At 63.6% G+C, this 19,094-nt stretch carries 16 protein-coding genes and 1 tRNA gene; 8 read left to right on the top strand and 9 right to left on the bottom strand.

Going from position 1 to position 19,094, the window contains the following annotated elements:
• The first annotated feature begins 232 nt into the window (after nt 1-232).
• From OUZ45_RS10040 to OUZ45_RS10025, 4 genes are all read left to right on the top strand, one after another.
• On the top strand, nt 233-1,729 hold the full coding sequence (locus tag OUZ45_RS10040; protein ID WP_266169890.1) for an aminotransferase class III-fold pyridoxal phosphate-dependent enzyme: 1,497 nt from the start codon (nt 233-235) through the stop codon (nt 1,727-1,729).
• Between the two features lie 145 nt (nt 1,730-1,874).
• The gene (locus tag OUZ45_RS10035) at nt 1,875-2,231 is read left to right on the top strand and encodes a PsiF family protein (RefSeq protein ID WP_266169889.1); all 357 of its coding nucleotides are present in this window, start codon (nt 1,875-1,877) and stop codon (nt 2,229-2,231) included.
• A 463-nt stretch (nt 2,232-2,694) separates the two neighbouring features.
• Nucleotides 2,695-3,336, top strand: a complete 642-nt coding sequence (gene upp / locus OUZ45_RS10030) for a uracil phosphoribosyltransferase (RefSeq protein ID WP_266169888.1) — start codon at nt 2,695-2,697, stop codon at nt 3,334-3,336.
• A gap of 389 nt (nt 3,337-3,725) precedes the next feature.
• Nucleotides 3,726-5,534: an EAL domain-containing protein gene (locus OUZ45_RS10025; protein WP_266169887.1), complete on the top strand. Its 1,809-nt coding sequence runs from the start codon at nt 3,726-3,728 to the stop codon at nt 5,532-5,534.
• Between the two features lie 47 nt (nt 5,535-5,581).
• On the opposite strand, the gene pip is transcribed toward OUZ45_RS10025, so the two are convergent.
• Together pip and OUZ45_RS10015 are read right to left on the bottom strand one after the other, a co-directional pair.
• The gene (gene pip / locus OUZ45_RS10020; RefSeq protein WP_266169886.1) at nt 5,582-6,538 is read right to left on the bottom strand and encodes a prolyl aminopeptidase; all 957 of its coding nucleotides are present in this window, start codon (nt 6,536-6,538) and stop codon (nt 5,582-5,584) included.
• A 229-nt stretch (nt 6,539-6,767) separates the two neighbouring features.
• Nucleotides 6,768-8,138 carry an FAD-binding oxidoreductase gene (locus OUZ45_RS10015; RefSeq protein WP_266169885.1) on the bottom strand — a complete coding sequence of 457 codons (1,371 nt, stop codon included), beginning with the start codon at nt 8,136-8,138 and terminating at the stop codon, nt 6,768-6,770.
• 118 nt (nt 8,139-8,256) lie between these two features.
• Between OUZ45_RS10015 and serA the strand changes: the two genes are divergently transcribed.
• From serA to OUZ45_RS09995, 4 genes are all read left to right on the top strand, one after another.
• Entirely contained in the window at nt 8,257-9,489 is a 1,233-nt protein-coding gene (serA, locus tag OUZ45_RS10010; protein ID WP_266169884.1) for a phosphoglycerate dehydrogenase, read from the top strand.
• Nucleotides 9,490-9,647: 158 nt separating this feature from the next.
• Complete coding sequence (locus tag OUZ45_RS10005; protein ID WP_266169883.1) at nt 9,648-10,628, top strand: NAD(P)H-quinone oxidoreductase; 981 nt, start codon at nt 9,648-9,650, stop codon at nt 10,626-10,628.
• Nucleotides 10,629-10,977: 349 nt separating this feature from the next.
• Nucleotides 10,978-11,181 (top strand): DUF6229 family protein, encoded by a 204-nt coding sequence (locus OUZ45_RS10000; protein ID WP_266169882.1) that lies wholly within the window; start codon nt 10,978-10,980, stop codon nt 11,179-11,181.
• Between the two features lie 10 nt (nt 11,182-11,191).
• Nucleotides 11,192-14,074 carry a type 2 lanthipeptide synthetase LanM family protein gene (locus OUZ45_RS09995; RefSeq protein ID WP_266169881.1) on the top strand — a complete coding sequence of 961 codons (2,883 nt, stop codon included), beginning with the start codon at nt 11,192-11,194 and terminating at the stop codon, nt 14,072-14,074.
• A gap of 64 nt (nt 14,075-14,138) precedes the next feature.
• Here the strand turns inward: OUZ45_RS09995 and OUZ45_RS09990 are convergent.
• The 7 genes from OUZ45_RS09990 to rpmI form a co-directional block, all read right to left on the bottom strand.
• Nucleotides 14,139-14,215: transfer RNA gene (locus tag OUZ45_RS09990), tRNA-Pro, on the bottom strand.
• A 66-nt stretch (nt 14,216-14,281) separates the two neighbouring features.
• Nucleotides 14,282-14,638, bottom strand: a complete 357-nt coding sequence (locus OUZ45_RS09985) for a MerR family transcriptional regulator (protein ID WP_266169880.1) — start codon at nt 14,636-14,638, stop codon at nt 14,282-14,284.
• A complete protein-coding gene (gene ihfA / locus OUZ45_RS09980) occupies nt 14,619-14,918 on the bottom strand; it encodes an integration host factor subunit alpha (protein ID WP_026635111.1) in 300 nt (99 codons plus the stop codon). The genes OUZ45_RS09985 and ihfA overlap by 20 nt, the downstream gene beginning before the upstream one ends.
• Before the next feature lies 1 nt (nt 14,919).
• Nucleotides 14,920-17,298 carry a phenylalanine--tRNA ligase subunit beta gene (gene pheT / locus OUZ45_RS09975; RefSeq protein ID WP_266169879.1) on the bottom strand — a complete coding sequence of 793 codons (2,379 nt, stop codon included), beginning with the start codon at nt 17,296-17,298 and terminating at the stop codon, nt 14,920-14,922.
• Between the two features lie 110 nt (nt 17,299-17,408).
• Nucleotides 17,409-18,404, bottom strand: a complete 996-nt coding sequence (gene pheS / locus OUZ45_RS09970; RefSeq protein WP_266169877.1) for a phenylalanine--tRNA ligase subunit alpha — start codon at nt 18,402-18,404, stop codon at nt 17,409-17,411.
• Between the two features lie 100 nt (nt 18,405-18,504).
• Nucleotides 18,505-18,864: a 50S ribosomal protein L20 gene (rplT, locus tag OUZ45_RS09965; RefSeq protein ID WP_128898432.1), complete on the bottom strand. Its 360-nt coding sequence runs from the start codon at nt 18,862-18,864 to the stop codon at nt 18,505-18,507.
• Between the two features lie 16 nt (nt 18,865-18,880).
• Nucleotides 18,881-19,078 carry a 50S ribosomal protein L35 gene (rpmI, locus tag OUZ45_RS09960; protein WP_038615747.1) on the bottom strand — a complete coding sequence of 66 codons (198 nt, stop codon included), beginning with the start codon at nt 19,076-19,078 and terminating at the stop codon, nt 18,881-18,883.
• Nucleotides 19,079-19,094 lie beyond the last annotated feature (16 nt).

The raw sequence follows: 19,094 nt of genomic DNA, 5'->3' as shown, positions 1-19,094 counted from the left end.
CGGATGACATGCGTCACCTGGCGATGCTCGGACCCATTCTGCGCAGGGGGTACCGCCCCTCTGACCCTCAGGTTATTCTGAGCCCCTGCGCGTCAGCGGCTTCCGCCCACGGGGCCGCGCGGCCGGGCGTTTCGCCCGCGGGCCGGAGGGAAGGCCCACCGTGCGCACTATTTTAAAAGCCGGCCTGCTTCGCGCTGGGTGCGAGGCGCTGGCAGATGCGAGGAGACTACCGATGGGTGTGATCGATCAGCTGCGCGAACTGCGCGAATTCGGCGGCGCGCCGCAAACCACCGGCCTGGACGACGCCACTATCGAGCGCTTCGCCGCCAGCCATCCACAACTGGCCCAGGCGATCGGCGAGGCCGTGGCGCAGCATCGCGCGCTGCGCGCCGAGCTTGCGGACTTCCTCAAGCTCGACGAAGCCGAACAGATGAAGCAGGCACAGGCCGGCTTCGTCAATTTCTATCCGGACGACGGCATCAACCCTTACCTGCCCGCCGCCGCGCGCGGCCCGTGGGTGGTCACCCTCAAGGGTGCGGTGATTCACGACAACGGCGGCTACGGCATGCTCGGCTTCGGTCACAACGACGAAGCGATCCGCGAGGCGATGAGCCGTCCGCAGGTGATGGCCAACGTGATGACGCCGAACGTGTCGCAGATGCGCCTCGCCAAGGCGCTGGATCGCGAGCTCGGCCGCAACCGCGGCGGCAATCCGTACGCGCGTTATCTGTGCCTCAACTCGGGTTCGGAGTCGGTGTCGCTGGCTTGCCGCATTGCCGACGTCAACGCCAAGCTGATGACCGACACGGGCGCACGCTATGCCGGCCGCACCATCAAGCGTCTTGCGGTGAAGGGTGCGTTCCACGGCCGTACCGAGAAACCGGCGCTGTATTCGGACTCCACCCGCAAGACCTATCAGCAGCATCTGGCCAGCTATCGCCACGAAGACACGCTGATTACGGTTGCGCCTTACGACGTGGCGCAGCTGGAAGCGGCTTTCGCCGATGCCGACAAGCACGGCTGGTTCATCGAGGCGATGTTCCTGGAGCCGGTGATGGGCGAAGGCGACCCGGGTCGCGCGGTAACGCCGGAGTTCTACAAGGCGGCGCGCGCGCTCACCGAATCGCACGGTTCGATGCTGCTGGTCGATTCGATCCAGGCTGGCCTGCGTGCGCACGGCGTGCTCTCGATCACCGACTACCCAGGCTTCGAGAACCTGCCGGCGCCGGACATGGAAACCTTCTCCAAGGCGCTCAACGCCGGCCAGTATCCGCTGTCGGTGCTGGCCGTCAGCGAGCGCGCCGCCGGGCTGTATCGCAAGGGCATCTACGGCAACACCATGACGGCCAACCCGCGTGCGCTCGACGTGGCGCTGGCGACGTTGAATCAGCTTACCGATGCGGTGCGCACCAACATCCGTGAGCGCGGCAAGGAATTCGTCGACAAGCTCAACGCGCTGAAGAGTGAGCTGGGCGGCCTGATCACCAAAGTGCAGGGCACCGGCCTGCTGTTCTCCTGCGAGCTGTCGCCGGAGTTCAAGTGCTACGGCGCGGGCTCCACCGAGGAGTACATGCGCGAGCGCGGCGTCGGCGTGATCCATGGCGGCGTCAACTCGCTGCGCTTCACCCCGCACTTCAACGTCACCAGCGCCGAGGTCGACCTGGTGGTGGCAAACGTGCGCCAGGCCCTGTTGCAGGGGCCGCGCAAGCTCAAGGCCGAAGCAGCCTGACGCCAACCTCATCCTGCGACGGCTCTGACCGTCGCAGGATGAATCGGGCATACACAGAACACGCCCTCCCCCTCTAGCTAAAGTCGCAAGGCAGCATAGACTTGCGACGCCGGCACTCGCCGGTCATCTCAGGAGGGTTTTCGCCATGTCCTTGCGTTTCAGCCTGATCGCCGCCAGCGCTGCCCTGGCTTTCGCTGCCACTACCGCCTTCGCCTCACCGCAGGCTGCCAGCACCACGGCTGCCGCTCCGGCCAAGAAGGAACTCACCTCGTCGCAGCAGCACATGTCCGATTGCAGCAAGCAGGCTGCGGGCAAGAAAGGGGCCGAGTTCAAGGCCGCCGTCAGCGCCTGCATGAAGGGCGAACCCGCCGCTGCTGCGCCGACCGCCAAGCAGACGCAGCAGGAGAAGATGAAGAGCTGTAACGCTGACGCCAAGACCAAGGCGTTGAAGGGCGACGCTCGCAAGACCTTTATGAAGGACTGCTTGAGCAACCATCCGTAATCGCTTTATCAGCTTCAAGCTGCCGCGAGGCGTCGTTCCTGGGAACGACGCCTCGCGCGTTTGGGGCGGGAGAAAAAGCGAAAGCACAACGACGCAAGAGAACGTCATCCCAACGCCTGACACTGGAAAAGGCGCAATTACAGAGCACACCGCCTGCTCTCAGGCCATTTCTCTTTGGTTACTTTCTCTTTACTCCGGGCATCCATGCCCTCCGCCCTTCGGGCCAGCTGCGCTGTTCGCACCCGCTCCTGCGGGTGCGTGGGCCAGCAAAGAGAAAGTGACCCGGACCGCGGCAGCGGTTCGGAAGCCCGCGGCAGGCGAGCCAGCGCACGCAGATGCGACAACCAAGCGATAACGCCCTGGATTCCGGCCTGCGCCGGAATGACGAAGTAGGGGCGGTGTCGCGAGCATCCGCCCCCTGTCCTGCGCCACAATCAGAAAATCCAGCCCCGCAGGAACCCCCATGAAGATCGTCGAAGTCCGCCACCCCCTGATCCAGCACAAACTCGGCCTGATGCGCCGCGCCGGCATCAGCACCAAGGAATTTCGCGAGCTCGCTTCCGAAGTGGCGGCCCTGCTCACCTACGAAGCCACCAAGGATCTGGAAACGATCGAACAGCCCATCGACGGCTGGGCTGGCCCGCTGACGGTGCGGCAGATCAAGGGCAAGAAGATCACTATCGTGCCGATCCTGCGTGCAGGCCTTGGCATGCTGCCGGGCGTGCTGGACCTGATCCCGGCGGCCAAGGTCAGCGTGGTCGGTTTGCAGCGCGACGAGGAAACGCTCAAGCCAATCACCTACTACGAGAAGCTCACCGGCCGCATGGACGAGCGCATCGCGCTGATCGTCGACCCGATGCTGGCCACGGCCGGCACGCTCGTCGCCACCGTCGACATGCTCAAGGCCGCCGGCTGCAAGCGCATCAAGGGACTGTTCCTGGTCGCCGCACCGGAAGGCCTCAAGCGCATCGAAGCGATGCACCCGGATATCGAGATCTACACCGCGGCCATCGACGAGCGTCTCAACGAGCACGGCTACATCCTGCCGGGCCTGGGCGATGCGGGCGACAAGATCTTTGGCACAAAGCAGTTGCACGCAGGCTGAGTTGGCGCCTCTGCGCAACACCGATCCAACGCATCCACCAAGGAAGCCCCTCCTCGCAACAGGCGGGGCTTTCGCTTTTGGGGTCTGCGATTTTGTGTGGACCAAAGCACAAGAGTCATCTGCGCGACACAATTCAGTGCGATTTTGCCGATGCTCGCTTTAGAACCATCAAATGGCTGAAGCAGAAACGAATTCCGACCAAGCACCTTCATCTCAACGGACACGCACCTACTTCGAAGGCCTCACGTTGGCGCAACGAACTGCCTTCCCGCGCTGCTCTGGCGACCCGTCGACCCCCCATGTACTCGAAGCTAACTCCATCTCGCCGAGCCCGCTCAGGGACGAATGGCCGGCGACCACCGCCCCGGCCTGACAAGATCCAGCCTCACATGTCCCTGCCGACACCCCGTGACGATTCACGACGCCATTTGCTTGGTCGCGCACTGGCGCCTGGCAGTCTTGTGCCGGTATTCCAACCGCTGGTGCGATTGGATACTTTCGAAATCGTCGCGCATGAAGGCTTGAGCCGCTGCACCTTCGCCCCAGCGCCTTTCTCGATACTGGACCTGCTCGACATTGCACGTGCCGAGGGCCGGCTGGCTGAAGTGGAACTGCATGCCGCGCGCATGCTCTGTGGCGCGTTCGCCGCGTACGGAGGCTCGGGGCGGCTATTGGTGAACTTAAGCGCGCAGGCCATCTTGCAGGACGGCATGCGACCAGACGATGTGCTCTTCGCCTTGACCGTCTCGGGCTTGGACCCGGCGCGCGTCACCATCGAAGTGACCGAGCGCGACGTGGTCGATAGCCCCGTGCAACTCGCCCACGCGCTTGGCTACCTGCGGGCGCATGGCGTGCGCATCGCACTCGATGATTTCGGCAACGGCCACTCCAACTTCGAGATGTGGAATGAGATCCACCCTGACGTGGTCAAGATCGACCGCTATCTCATCAACGGTCTTTCGCGCAGCGCCGAGCGCTTGGCCATCGTTCGTGCGCTGTGCCAGGTTGCCGAGACACTGGGCACCGATCTTGTCGGCGAAGGCGTAGAAGATCCCGCCGACCTGCGCATCATGCACGAGCTGGGTATTCCGTATGCGCAGGGCTTTCTGATCGGACGACCCGCCAGCCAGCCCGTGATGGAGCCGCGCGACGAAGCGCGGCAAGCCCTGTATGCACCGGCCGTGCCCGTGCCGCCCCGCCCACGCGGTCCAGTGACCCAGCGACCGACCCAGGTGGGGCATTTGATGATGGAAGCACCCTCGGTCCACCCGCGGCAGTCGAACGACGACGTGATGGCGCTCTTCGTCAGCCGTCCCGAGCTGCATGCCGTTGCCGTGGTGCAGAACGGCCGGCCGATCGGACTCATCAACCGGCGGCTCGTCAACGAACGCATGGCACAGCCTTTCGCGCGGGAGCTGCTGGCGCGCAAATCCTGCACGGCGCTGATGCACCACTCCCCGCTGGTGTGCGACGAACAACGTAGTCTGGAAAGCCTCGCCGAGGTATTGCGTGGCGAAGACCAGCGTTATCTCAGCGATGGCTTCATCGTGACCAGCGGCGGCCAGTATCGCGGCCTGGGCACCGGCGAGTCGCTGGTGCGCCGCGTCAGCGAACTGCGTATCGACGCGGCACGACACGCCAATCCACTTACCTTTCTGCCCGGCAACATTCCCACCACCGAACATCTGGAGCGACTGCTCTGCGGCAGCGAAGCCTTCGCCGTCGCTCACGTGGACCTAACGGACTTCAAACCCTTCAACGACCGCTATGGTTATTTCCGTGGCGACGAGATGATCCGATTGCTGTCCTGCATCTTGAGCGAGCAGATCGATGCCACGCTGGATTTCATCGGGCACATCGGTGGCGACGATTTCGTGGTGCTGTTTCAGAGCCGCGATTGGGTCACGCGCTGCCAGCACATCGTCGAGGCGTTCAAGCTGCGCTCGTCCGGTTTGTTCGATCCGGCCGACCGTGCGCGAGGCGGTTTGCGCGGCAAGGATCGGCGCGGGGAGCCTCAGTTATTTCCATTGACGACCGTGGTGATCGGCGCCGTGCAAGTCGCGCCGCCCCTGCCACAACGCGCCGAGTCGATTGCTGCCCTTGCCGCTCGTGCGAAACGCCACGCCAAACGCGACCATCTCGGCCTGCACGTACTTTCGCGTGCCGTGGCGTCGCTACCGAAAACCATCAGTTCGTAGGCAAGCCATCCACGTCGGTATTCCAGCGTGGATGGCTAAGGGTCTACTCAGCCGCGGAAACGATCGGTCGCTTCCACCAGCTCCGACGTGATACCCGGTTCGAAAGCCGAATGACCGGCATCCTGCACGATACGCAGATCGGCCTCCGGCCAGGCGCGGTGCAGATCCCACGCGCTTCGCATCGGGCACACCACGTCGTAGCGGCCTTGCACGATCACTGTCGGAATCTTGCGGATGCGATCGACGTTGCGCAGCAACTGGTCGTCATGCTCGAAGAAGCCGCCGTGGACGAAGTAATGGCATTCGATGCGCGCAAACGCCAGCGCGAACTCCTCCTCGCCACTGGAAGCGATGAAATTCGGGTCCTGATAGAGGTAGCTGGTCGCCCCTTCCCACACCGACCAGGCACGCGCCGCATCGAGACGCACCTTGGCATCGCTGCTGGTGAGGCGGCGGTGATAGGCACTCATTAGATCGCCGCGCTCGGCCTCCGGGATCGCGTGCAGGAAGGTTTCCCACGCATCCGGGTACAGCGCGTCGCAGCCCTTCTGGTAGAACCACTCCAGCTCCCAGCGGCGCAGCATGAAGATGCCGCGCAGCACCAGCTCGGTGACCTTGTCCGGATGGGTCTGCGCATAGGCCAGCGATAGCGTCGAACCCCACGAGCCGCCGAACACCTGCCAGCGCTCGATGCCCAGATGTTCGCGCACACGCTCGATATCGTTGACGAGGTGCCAGGTGGTGTTGTCGGTCAATTCCGCATGCGGCGTGGACTTGCCGCAACCGCGCTGATCGAACAGCACGATCCGGTACACCGCCGGATCGAAGAAGCGCCGGCATTTCGGGTTGGTGCCGCCACCGGGACCGCCATGCAGAAACACCACCGGCTTGCCATTCGGATTGCCGCTCTGCTCGTAATACAGCGTGTGCAGGTCGGAGACCTTGAGCATGCCGCTGTCGAACGGCTCGATCTCGGGGTACAGCGGGCGGCGGTCCTGGGCCATGGGGGAGGCTCCTCAAGCGGCGGTGGAAATCGCGAAGGCTAGCATGGGTGTGGTGGGGGCTGTCTCAAGGGCTTACCCCTCCCCAACCCTCCCCTGCGAGCAAGGGAGGGAGCAGGGTGTCGCAAGCTTTTAGCTCCTCCCCTTGCTTGCGACGCGAAGCTAGTCCCGTGGGACAGAGCGAGGCTGGGAGGGGGTAAGCCCTTGCGATACCGCATCATGAAAGAAGCAGCTAAAACACCTTCCCCGGATTCATCAACCCCTTCGGATCGAACACTCCCTTCACCCCACGCATCAGCGCAATCTCCGCTTCGCTCCGCGTACTGCCGAGGTAAGGCTTCTTCACCAGCCCGATCCCATGTTCCGCCGAGATGCTGCCGCCATGGCGCTGCAGCGTCGCGGCCAGCAGCTTGGTCACGTGCTCGCACTGGGCGATAAAGTCCGCATCGCTGAGCCCTTCGGGCTTGAGCACGTTGATATGCAGGTTGCCGTCGCCGATATGGCCGAACCACACCACCTCGGCCTGCGGATATTCCTGCGCCAGCAGCGCCTGGATTTCCTGCAGGAACGCCGGCAGTACGCTGATGCGCAGCGAGATGTCGTTCTTGTAGGGGCGATGCGGCGCCAGACTTTCGGTGATGCCTTCACGCAAGCGCCACAAAGCGGCGGCCTGGGCCTCGCTCTGGGCGATCACACCATCGCTGATCCAGCCATGCTCCGCGCCATGTTCGAACGCGGCCAGCGCTGCCTCTTCATTGGCATCGAACTCGGTGACCACGTAGTACGGATAGTCGCCATCGATGGCTCGCTGCGCGCCATGCGCCAGCACGTGCCGCAGCGCTACGTCGGTGAAGAACTCGAAAGCCTGCAATTGAAGCGTTGCGCGAAATAGCGCAAACACTTGCATCAGCGCCGCCATGTCCGGCAACGCCAGCAGCATCACCTGCGAAGGCGGCGGCGGATCGGTCAGCTTCAGCGTCGCCTCCACCACCATGCCCAGGGTGCCTTCCGAGCCGATCATGAGTTGGCGAAGGTCGTAACCGCTGGAGTTCTTGATCAAGCCGCGATTGAGTTCGAGCAACTCGCCATTACCCGCCACCACGGTCAGGCCGGCGATCCACTCGCGCGTATTGCCATAGCGGATGACCCGTATACCGCCGGCATTGGTAGCGATATTGCCGCCGATGGAGCAAGAGCCGCGCGCCGCGAAATCCACCGGATAGATCAAGTCATGCGTGCGCGCTGCGTCGTGGACGGCCTGCAGGCTGATGCCTGCCTGCACCGTGAGCGTGCGGTCGACGGCATCGAAACCGAGCACGCGGTTCATGCGCTCCAGGCTCAGCACCAGTTCCCCGTTGGCCGCCACAGCGCCGCCGGACAACCCGGTGCGGCCGCCGGAGGGCACCAGGGCCACGCCCTTCTCATTGGCCCAGCGCACGATGCCCTGCACTTCTTCGACGCTAGCTGGCAGCGCGATACCCAGTGGGGCCGGCGTCCAGCGGCGGGTCCAGTCGCGCCCGTAATGCTCCAGGTCGGAGGGCTCGGTGAGCAGGCGCAAGGCTGGCAGGCGCGCAGCGAGGTCGGCCAGAAGGGAGGCGGTCATGATGGCTCCGTGGGATATCCACGAAGCCTGCCAGCCGAAGCCGTTGCGGTCCAGTGCTGCGGTGCCGCATAGTGCCGCTTTGCGATCATCGGCCCCGCCCCTCCATGAAAACTTCTCCATGAAAACCTCGTTCCCGAAAGAAGACATCAAGGTCCTGCTGTTGGAAGGCGTCAGCCAGAGCGCCGTGGAGAGTTTCCGCCACGCCGGCTACAGCCAGATCGAGTTCCATGAGAAGTCGCTGCCGGAGGCCGAGCTGAAAGCACGCATCGCCGAGGCGCACATCGTGGGCATCCGCTCGCGCAGCCACCTCACCGCCGACGTGCTGAACCATGCCCGCCGCCTGATCGCGGTCGGTTGCTTCTGCATCGGCACCAACCAGGTCGACCTGGAAGCGGCGCGAGTGCTCGGCGTCCCCGTATTCAATGCGCCCTACTCCAATACGCGCAGCGTCGCCGAGTTGGTGATCGCCGAGGCGATCATGCTTCTGCGCGGTATCCCGCAGAAAAATGCGCTGTGCCATCGTGGCGGCTGGACCAAGTCGGCAGCGGGCAGTTTTGAAACGCGCGACAAGGTGCTGGGCATCGTCGGCTACGGCCATATCGGTACGCAGATCGGCGTGCTGGCCGAAGCACTCGGCATGCGGGTGATTTTCCACGACGTCGAAACCAAGCTGTCGCTGGGTAATGCACGGGCCGCGAGCAGCCTGAACGACCTGCTGGAGCGCGCCGACGTGGTGACGCTGCATGTGCCCGAGACGCCGGCCACCAAGTTGATGATCGGAGCTACCGAGTTGGCCAAGATGCGCGCAGGCTCCCTGCTCATCAACGCGTCGCGCGGCACCGTGGTGGATATCGACGCATTGGCCGCATCGCTGCGCAGCGGGCATCTCGCGGGCGCCGCGGTGGACGTGTTCCCGGTGGAGCCCAAGGGCAACGACGATGCCTTCGTTTCGCCGCTGATCGGCATGGACAACGTCATCCTCACCCCGCACATCGGCGGCAGCACGCTGGAGGCGCAGGACAACATCGGCATCGAGGTGGCGAGCAAGCTGGTGCGCTACAGCGACAACGGCTCCACCTTGTCGGCCGTCAACTTCCCCGAAGTGACCCTGCCCGAGCATCCGAACAGCCGGCGTCTGCTGCACATCCACCGTAACGTGCCCGGCGTGCTTTCGCGCATCAACGAACTGTTCTCGGCCGGCAACATCAACATTGATGCCCAGTTTCTTCAGACCGATTCACAGGTCGGCTACGTGGTGATCGACGTTTCCGCCGACCAGGCGCAGGCGGCGATCCTCAAGGACAAGCTGGCCGCCATTCCCGGCACACTGCGGAGCCGTGTGTTGTATTGATCGGTCGCAAGCTTCCGTGGCGCGCTTCGTTTGGACGAAGCCGCCGTCCGCACACACGCATCCTTCACTGCTGCAAGGGGTAACGTAGCGGCCCGTCCAACGAAGTCGTTGGCCACTGCAACGCCCGTGTCATGACCCGAACCGCACTGCCGGAGCTGATGACCGAGATCGAGATCACCACGCCCGGTGGTCCCGACGTTCTGCAACCACGTACCGTACCAGTTCCCTCGCCCGGACAAGGTGAGCTGCTGGTGCGGGTCGAGGCCGCCGGCGTCAACCGGCCTGATGTCATCCAGCGGCTGGGCAACTACCCCATGCCGCCCGGCGCGCATCCAACACCCGGACTGGAAGTGGCCGGCGAGATCGTCGCCATCGGCAAAGGCGCCACAGGTTTCTCACTGGGTGACAAAGTGTGCGGCCTCACCAACGGCGGCGGCTATGCCGAATATTGTGTGCTTCCCGCCGGACAAACCCTGCCACGGCCACACGGGCTGAATGCTGTGCAGGCGGCCGCGATACCGGAAACCTTTTTCACCGTCTGGGCGAACCTGTTTCGCATCGGCAAGGCGGCCAAGGGACAACACGTGCTGGTCCACGGCGGCACCAGCGGCATTGGCACCACAGCGCTGATGCTGTGCCGCGAATTCGGCATCAACGCCTTCGCCACGGCCGGCAACGAGCGTAAATGCGCGGCAATCCGCGAACTGGGTGCGGAGGCGATCAACTATCGGGAGGAACACTTCGCCCTCGCCGTACTCAACAAGACGGATGGCCACGGCGTCGATGTGATCCTCGACATCATGGGCGGCGCCTACTTCGAGCGGAATCTGGCGGCACTGGCACGCGATGGCCGCCTAGTGGTGATCGGCTTTCTAGGTGGAACGATTGCGGAACAGATCGACCTGCAGATGCTTGCGCTGAAGCGCGCCATCGTAACCGGCTCGACCATGCGGGCACGCAGCACCGCCGAGAAGGCGGAGATCGCGAATGACCTGCTGGCCCGCGTATGGCCGGTGCTCGAGGCCGGACGATGCCTGCCCATGATTTACCGGGTCTTCCCACTCGCGCAGGCGGCGGACGCCCATCGCCTGATGGAGACCGGCGAACATGTCGGGAAGATTGTGCTGCAAGTGCCTTGATAGACGTTCGAACCGGTCATCGACAACTTGTTCGCAATCATTCGCGCATAGCCGGCCAAAACGGGCGATACGATTAGCGCATCATCAATACGTCATGGGTATATGCGGTAGTGACGCTGCTGCATTTACGGCAGCATTGACGCATACCGCAATAAAGCCGCCCGATAAGCCATTGACCGAGTTGCAAAGCAGATCACCTTATCGCCACATGCGTAACTCACGGCGACCGCTGCGTCGTTGACGCAACCCTTATCGATGGTTTATACGGTCAAGGCGACTACCAGCTCAGGTAGCTCGCACAGGGGCAATCGTACTTGTCGTCTTGCACATACCATGTGAGGAGGAAGTCATGCTCGATGCAACTCAAGAAGTAGCCGACCAGTGGCGCAGCAGCGCTAATTCGGATAACCCGGCCGGTCCGCTTTTTGTCAGCGGTCAATTCGCAGAAGCCGATATCACCGGCGCTACGCAGATTTTTTCCGAAGATCTATTTTGTGGTTCGGGCTATTGCGGCTCTATCTGCACGGGCTCCGCTATCGCCTACTGCTGTTAAAGCACGCAAGGTGTCCGACGCTATCTCCGATAGTTTCGCACCGCCGCTGGGCTGTCTGCTCGCGCCTTTCATGGCCGAGCTGACAGCCCAGCTTCTCGTCGTTCCCAATCTTCATCCCGGCGAACGCGAACTCATCACGGAGCAAACGCGCGACTCGCTGCTCGGCATTCTTCATGCCAAGCTCACGCGCACATTGCTGGTGGAACTCAATGCGGCGCGCGTCTACAAGCGCCTCAATGGCGAAGACCCCGCTGCGAGATGGGCTGATTTTCTACAGCAGTCGTCCCAACCTGCCTTTTGGGACGGACTCAAGGAACACTATCCAACGTTGTTGCAGCGTGTCGAATGCGTGATACGCAACCGCTGCCGCACTTCGCTGTTGTTCGCTCAACGCTGGGCCGCGGATCGCGCCAGCCTGGAGATGCTGTGTGGCGCGCCGCCCGGCGAATTGGAAGCCTTGAGCTTTGGCGCGGGCGACAGTCACCGCGGCGGCTTCACCGTTGCGTTGATGCGCTGCCAAGGCGGCCGTATCGTCTACAAGCCGCGCTCGGTGGCTGTCGACATCAGCTTGCATGATTTCATCGACAAGCTGGCAGCCGATCATGACCATCCCCTGCACATCGGCGTGCCTCGCGCCATGGATCGGCAAGAGTATGGCTGGACCGAATTCATGGAACACCGCTACGCGGCGGACGAGGACGAACTGCGTAGTTTCTATCGCGGCATCGGGCACTGGCTGGCCATCATGCACCTGCTCGGCGCCAGCGATCTTCATGCGGAAAACCTGATCGCGAACGGCGACAGGCCGGTGGTGGTGGATTGCGAAACCTTGTTCACACCCAGGATCGCCATGCCGCCCTCGGGTTTTGGCCAAGCCCTGGACCGAGCAGCGCAACTGATCGCGGGTGCGGTGCTCAGCATTGGCCTGCTGCCCGGACGGGCACAGGCACTTGGCTGGCGCGGCATCGATCATTCCGGGGTCGGGTCGCTCCCGGATCAGCAGCCGATGATGTCCATACCCACCATCATCAAGGCGGGAACCGACGAGGCGCATCTGGGCTCGGCCATGGTTCCCGCACCCACGGCGCAGAACCATCCCAGCAAGCAACCCGCGTTGGCCATGCATTGGCCGCAAGCACTGGAAGCGTTCGATCAATTGACCGCTACGCTGCGGCGACTCGATGCCTCCGGCGAACTGGCGCCGCGCCTCGACGTATTTGCGGACTGCCGTGTGCGCGTGGTGGTGAGGTCTACCGAGGCGTATGCGGAAATCGCCCGCATGCTTTGGCATCCCGTGTCCTTGCACGATGAACCGCAAGCGCGGCAGCGCGCCGAAGATCTGCTGGCCAAGATGGCGGCCAATGTGGCTACCGCGCCGAGCGACCCGGTCGTCATCCGTAACGAAGTCGAAGACCTGCTGGTCGGCGATATCCCCTTCTTCCACACGCTGGTCCGCGACGGCCAGCTGGAAGGTTCGCGCGGTGATCGCTGGCTACCATCCAACGATCTCGCGGCGGCGGCATTGCGGCATTGGCATGCCTCGGATTTCGAATTCCAACGCAATGTGATCCGAGCCACGATGGTCAGCGCCTATCTCAATGACGGCTGGGCATCGCACTTGGCGGGACTCGCGCCGGCATCCATCCGCCATGGCGAGCTGGATAGGCGACGCCGCGCCATGGCGGCTCGCATCATGCAGGGTCTGCTGAGCCATGCGATCCGCGGCCAGGACCGCAGCGTGGCCTGGGTCGCGCCCGTGCTCAATCCCACCGGCTGGTCGGTGCAGCCCTTGTCCACGGATCTGTATGCGGGCCTGTCGGGCGTGGCGCTGCTCACCGCCGCCTACGTGCGCGAGATGCATGCAGGCCGCGCCGACATGGTGGAAGGTATCGAAACCTTGTCCGACGACCTACAGCACACCTTGCGCGTGGCGGAAGAGCGGCTGGCGCAAATCAAGCAAGACAACGTCAAGGCACGTCCACCGACACCCGGCGCCTATATCGGTCTCGGTTCGCAGATATGGACGTTGTTGACCTTGTCTCACTGGAACGGCGACCGCCATGGTGAAGTGCAGCGAGCCTGCGCGCTGGCTGAAGGCATCTTCGAGGCAGCCGCAGCCGACGAAATGAATGACGTGCTTACCGGAAAGGCCGGCGCAATTTCCGCGCTGCTGGCGCTAGCCGAGCATACCGGGCAGCAACGCTTTCTCGACATGGCCAGGGAGCTGGGGCAGCAGCTGTGCAACGACGCGCGCTATACGGATGACCGCGCGTACTGGGTACATCCACAGCGATGGCCGGAAGGTCTCGGCGGCTACTCACACGGTGTAACGGGTATCGGCTGGGCCCTGCTCAAGCTGGCGCGCGCCACCGGCGACGCGCAGTTCGAACGCACCGCCCGCGCGGCTTTCGACTTCGAAGATTCGCTGTTCGATGCCGAGGAACAGAACTGGCTGGATTTGCGCAAACTCGGCGGCCCCAAGACCACCGCCGTATGGTGCCATGGCGCGGTCGGCATCGGCCTGGCGCACCTCGATATCGACCCGCATCTGGAAAATCCGCAGACGCGCGTGCTGCTACAGCGTGCGGCCAAAGCCACCACGCGGATGGGCCTGGGTTGGAATCACTGCCTATGCCATGGCGACATGGGTGCCTGGGAACTTCTGGATCGCGCCATCGCTCACGACGAAGCGCCGGAAGGCATGACGCGCGACGGACTGCTGGCGCAGATGCTGACGAGCCTCGAGGATTACAACCCCAACTGCGGCGTGACGCGGGAGGTGTTCGTGCCAGGCCTGCTGCCGGGCGTAGGCGGCGTCGCCTATCAGCTGCTGCGGATGCATCCGGACAGTCGTCTGCCCTCGGTGCTGACGTTGGGCGCCATGGCGGCCTGATTCGCCGATCTCTCGGGCTAAACGAAAAACGGCGCCGAGGCGCCGTTTGTCTATTTCACCGAATTGGTCGGGGCGGCGGGATTCGAACCCACGACCCTTTGCCCCCCAGGCAAATGCGCTACCAGGCTGCGCTACGCCCCGACGATACGGCAAGCTTGCAAGTCTAGCAGTTCGCCAGACCTTGATGAAAGTTATTTGGAGCGCGTTTCAGCGACGCAACAAGCTCAGCACTTCCTCCAACTCCATGCGCACCTGGCGCACGATCTGGTGGGAGATGCTGGCTTCCATACGCGCCTGCGGGCCTTCAAGACGCGCACGTGCGCCGGTGATAGTGAAGCCTTCGTCGTACAGCAGGCCACGGATCTGACGAATCATCAGAACATCGTGGCGCTGGTAGTAACGGCGGTTACCGCGACGCTTGACTGGATTGAGCGCGGGAAATTCCTGCTCCCAGTAGCGCAACACGTGTGGCTTCACACCACACAAATCGCTTACCTCACCGATGGTGAAGTAACGCTTGGCCGGAATGGCCGGGAGTTCGGTGTTATTCCCTTGGTCCAGCATAGCTCTCGACTCTCACCTTGAGTTTCTGCCCCGGGCGGAACGTGACCACGCGGCGGGCCGAGATCGGGATCTCTTCGCCGGTTTTCGGGTTGCGTCCCGGGCGCTGGTTCTTCTGACGCAGGTCGAAATTGCCGAAACCCGACAGCTTCACCTGCTCGCCCTTTTCCAATGCTTCGCGGACCACCTCGAAATAGGCGTCCACGAATTCCTTTGCCTCACGCTTGTTGAGACCCACCTCGAGAAAGAGGCGCTCGGCCATCTCCGCCTTGGTCAGCGCCATGTCATCCTCGCAATCTTGCCTTGCATGCTGTCTCCAACGCGCCTACTGCTTCACGTACGCAGCGATCCGCGTCGTCATCGGTAAGCGTGCGTGAAGCGTCCTGCAAAATCAAGCCCATAGCGAGACTCTTTCGGCCAATCTCGACCCCTTTTCCGCTGTAACGATCGAACAGATCCAGCGCCTTGAGCTGCGAGCCCAGGGCGCCGCGGACGCACTGCTCGACCTGTGCCCATTGCACCTCTTCTGGCAGGTCGACAGCGATATCGCGACGTACCGAGGGGAACCGGGGTACCGGTTGGGCCTTGGGTAGGCGGCGGGCCAGCAGGGGCTCCAGAGCCAACTCCAGCACGTGGACGTCCGGCCCCAGGTCCAATGTCTTGGCCAGCAGAGGGTGTAGGGCACCGAGGTAACCCACGGTTTCACCATCGCGCGCAACACGAGCACCGCGCCCCGGATGCAGCCAGCCCGGCAGGCCGTCGGCGTGCACCGACCAGCGCTGCGGCTCGCCGCCCCAAGCGATCAGAGCATCCAGGTCGCCCTTGAGGTCGTGGAAATCCAGCGGACGGACGGCTTCGCCCCACTGCTCGGCGTGCGCCGAGCCGCAGGCGACGATAGCCAGGCTCGGGGTTTCCAGCGGCGGGTCGCCCGCAGCAAACACCCGCGCCACTTCGAACAGGCGCACACGCTCCTGCTGACGGGCGCGGTTGTGGCGAAGAGCCTCTATCAGGCCCGGCAGCAGCGCTGGGCGCATCACCGCCAGGTCGGCCGACAACGGGTTGGCCAGCGGCACCAGGTACTCGGTGAAGCCCCAGCGGGCCAGCAGGTCGGCCGACAGGAAGGAGAGGTTCACCGCTTCGTAATAGCCGCGCGCCGCCAACTGTTCGCGCAAGGCAAGTTCATTGATGCGCGCCTCCGGCTCGACAACCAAGGTCAACGCGCCAGCGGGGGTGTGAGTGGGGATATTGTCGTAGCCAAAGATGCGTGCGACCTCTTCGACCAGATCCTCTTCGCGCTCGATATCGAAACGGCTGCTGGGCGCCGTGACGCGCCAGCCATCGGCGACGGTTTCAATGTGCATGCCCAGCGCGGTGAAGATACGCACGACTTCGGCATCGGCCACATCCACGCCCAGCACGCGCTTGAGGCGCACGCGACGCAACGTCACTGTTGCCGGCGTCGGCAAGTCGGCAAGATTTTCAGCAATCAACACCGGACCCGCCTTGCCGCCGGCGATGGAGAGCAGCAGCTCGGTGGCGCGCTCGAGCGCACGGCGCGGCAGCTCGGGATCGACGCCACGCTCGAAGCGGTGCGAAGCATCCGTATGCATGCCCAGCTTGCGCGCGCGTCCCATGATCGCCGCCGGGGCGAAGTGCGCCGATTCCAGGAAAATGTTGTGCGTGGTGTCGGTGACACGCGAGTTGTAACCGCCCATCACGCCGGCGACGGCCAACGCCTTGCGTTCGTCCGCGATCAGCACGAAGCCGCTATCGAGCTTGGCTTCCGATCCGTCGAGCAGCTTCACGGTTTCCCCATGGCGCGCGTGACGCACCACGACGTCGCCTTCGAGCGTGTCATTGTCGAACGCGTGCAACGGCTGACCCAGCTCGAGCATGACGTAGTTGGTGACATCGACGACGGCACTGATCGGGCGCAGACCGGAACGGCGCAGGCGCTCGGCCAACCACAATGGCGTACGCGCCTGCGGATCGATGCCTTCGACGACGCGACCGAGGTAGCGCGGCGCATCGGCGCCGGCTTCGAGCCGAATGCCACGACCGGCTTCGCTGCTCACCGGCGTGCTGGCTTGTGCAGGCACCTTCACCGCGCTGCCGAACAAGGCCGCGACGTCATGCGCAAGGCCGACGAGGCCGAGGCAGTCCGGGCGATTCGGGGTGAGCTTCAGTTCGATGCTCGCATCGGGCAGACCGAGGTAGTCGGCTAGCGGTTTGCCCACCGGGGCGTCCAGCGGAAGCTCCAACAGACCGGACGCATCGGCGTCGATACCCAGCTCCTTGGCCGAACACAGCATGCCGAACGATTCCACGCCGCGAAGCTTGGCTGCCTTGATAGCGATGCCGCCCGGCAGGTTGGCGCCCACCGTCGCCAGCGGCACCTTGATGCCCACGCGCGCATTCGGCGCGCCGCAGACGATCTGCAGCGGCTCACCCTGCCCCATGCTCACCTTGCACACCTGCAGGCGATCAGCTTCCGGGTGCTTTTCGGCGCCGACGATTTCGACCACCACCACACCGGCCAGGCCTTCGCCCAGCGGCGTGAGTTCTTCTACTTCCAGCCCCGCCATGGTCAGCGCATGGGCCAGTGCGGCACGGTCGGCCTTGATCTCGACCAACTCGCGCAGCCAGTTCTCGGAGAATTTCATGCTTGGCTCACTTTGTTCGAGGGGTGAGGGATGAGTAGCGAGGGCGCGAAAACCGAATCTTGCGCAACGATGGGGCCACGCCCCTACTTCTCAGTCCCCGTCCCTGGCTCTTAGGCAAACTGCTTGAGGAAGCGCAGATCGTTCTCGAAGAACGCGCGCAGGTCGGACACGCCATAGCGCAACATCGCGAAGCGCTCGACGCCGAGACCGAAAGCGAAGCCCGTATAGCGCTCCGGATCGATGCCGCAATTCTCCAGCACGTTGGGATGCACCATGCCGCAGCCGAGCACTTCGAGCCAGCGCGTGGAGCCGTCTTCGGCGTCCCAGCGGATGTCCACTTCGGCCGAGGGCTCGGTGAAGGGGAAGTAGCTGGGGCGGAAGCGCATTTCGAAATCGCGTTCGAAGAAGGCACGGACGAATTCGGCCAGCGTGCCTTTGAGATCGGCAAAGCTGGAGGTTTCGTCGACCAGCAGGCCTTCGATCTGGTGAAACATCGGCGAGTGGGTCTGATCCGAGTCGCTGCGATAGACCTTGCCTGGCGCGATGATGCGGATGGGCGGCTGGCGGCCCCGCATCGAGCGGATCTGCACTGGCGAGGTATGCGTGCGCAACAGGCGCCCGTCGCCGAAATAGAAGGTGTCGTGCATGGCGCGCGCCGGATGGTGCGGCGGGAAATTCAGCGCCTCGAAGTTGTGCCAGTCGTCCTCGATCTCCGGACCATCGGCGCGCTGATAGCCCAGGCGGGCGAAGATCGCGCTGATGCGTTCCAGCGCACGAGTGACCGGATGGATGCCGCCACGCTCGCCGTCGCGACCAGGCAGGGTGATATCGAGCTTTTCGGAAGCGAGGCGACGATCCAGCTCGGCCTGCTCCAGCACCTGCTTGCGCGCAGCAAGCGTGTCGGCGAGGCGATCCTTAACCCGGTTCACCTCAGCGCCGCGTGCCTTGCGCTCGTCCGGTGCCAACGCACCGAGCGCCTTCAATGCGGCGGTAACGATGCCGCTCTTGCCCAGCAGACCGACGCGAAGCGCATCGAGCGCCTCCAGCGTATCGGCCTTGTCGATTTCAGCCTGCGCCTGCGCGGCGCGGCTTTCCAGATCGTCCATCGATGCGATTCCGGTTTGGAAGTCCACAGAAACAAAAACGGGGAGAAGGCGTTTGGCCTTCTCCCCGCTTGATTCACATCATATCGTCAGTGGTTGACGATCAAGCGGCTAGGCTGGCCTTCGCCTTTTCTGCGATGGCCCCAAACGCCTTGATGTCGTGCACGGCGATGTCGGCCAGCACCTTGCGGTCGACCGTGATGCCTGCCTTCGCCAGGCCATTGATCAGGCGGCTGTAGGACAAGCCGAACTGACGGGCAGCAGCGTTGATACGCACGATCCACAGAGCGCGGAACTGGCGCTTCTTCTGCTTACGGCCGATATAGGCGTACTGACCGGCCTTGATGACGGCCTGGTTGGCAACGCGGAAGACCTTGCGACGGGCGTTGTAGTAACCCTTCGCGCGGCCGATGATTTTCTTGTGACGACGACGGGCGGTAACGCCACGCTTTACACGAGCCATGGTTTATCTCCTCGCCTTACAAGTACGGCAACATGCGTGCTACACCCTTGGTGTCGCAAGCTTTGACGTGGTTGGTGGCACGGAGACCGCGCTTACGCTTGGTCGACTTCTTGGTCAGGATGTGCGACTTGAAGGCGTGACCGGCCTTGAACTTACCGGACGCGGTCTTGCGAAAACGCTTCGCCGCCGCCCGGTTGGTCTTGATCTTGGGCATGGGTAATGCTCCTTGA

The sequence above is a fragment of the Dyella subtropica genome, assembly GCF_026283965.1.
Lineage (GTDB): Bacteria > Pseudomonadota > Gammaproteobacteria > Xanthomonadales > Rhodanobacteraceae > Dyella_D > Dyella_D subtropica.
The sequence above is the reverse complement of the archived record's forward strand: the minus strand, read 5'-3'. Positions and strand labels throughout refer to the sequence as shown.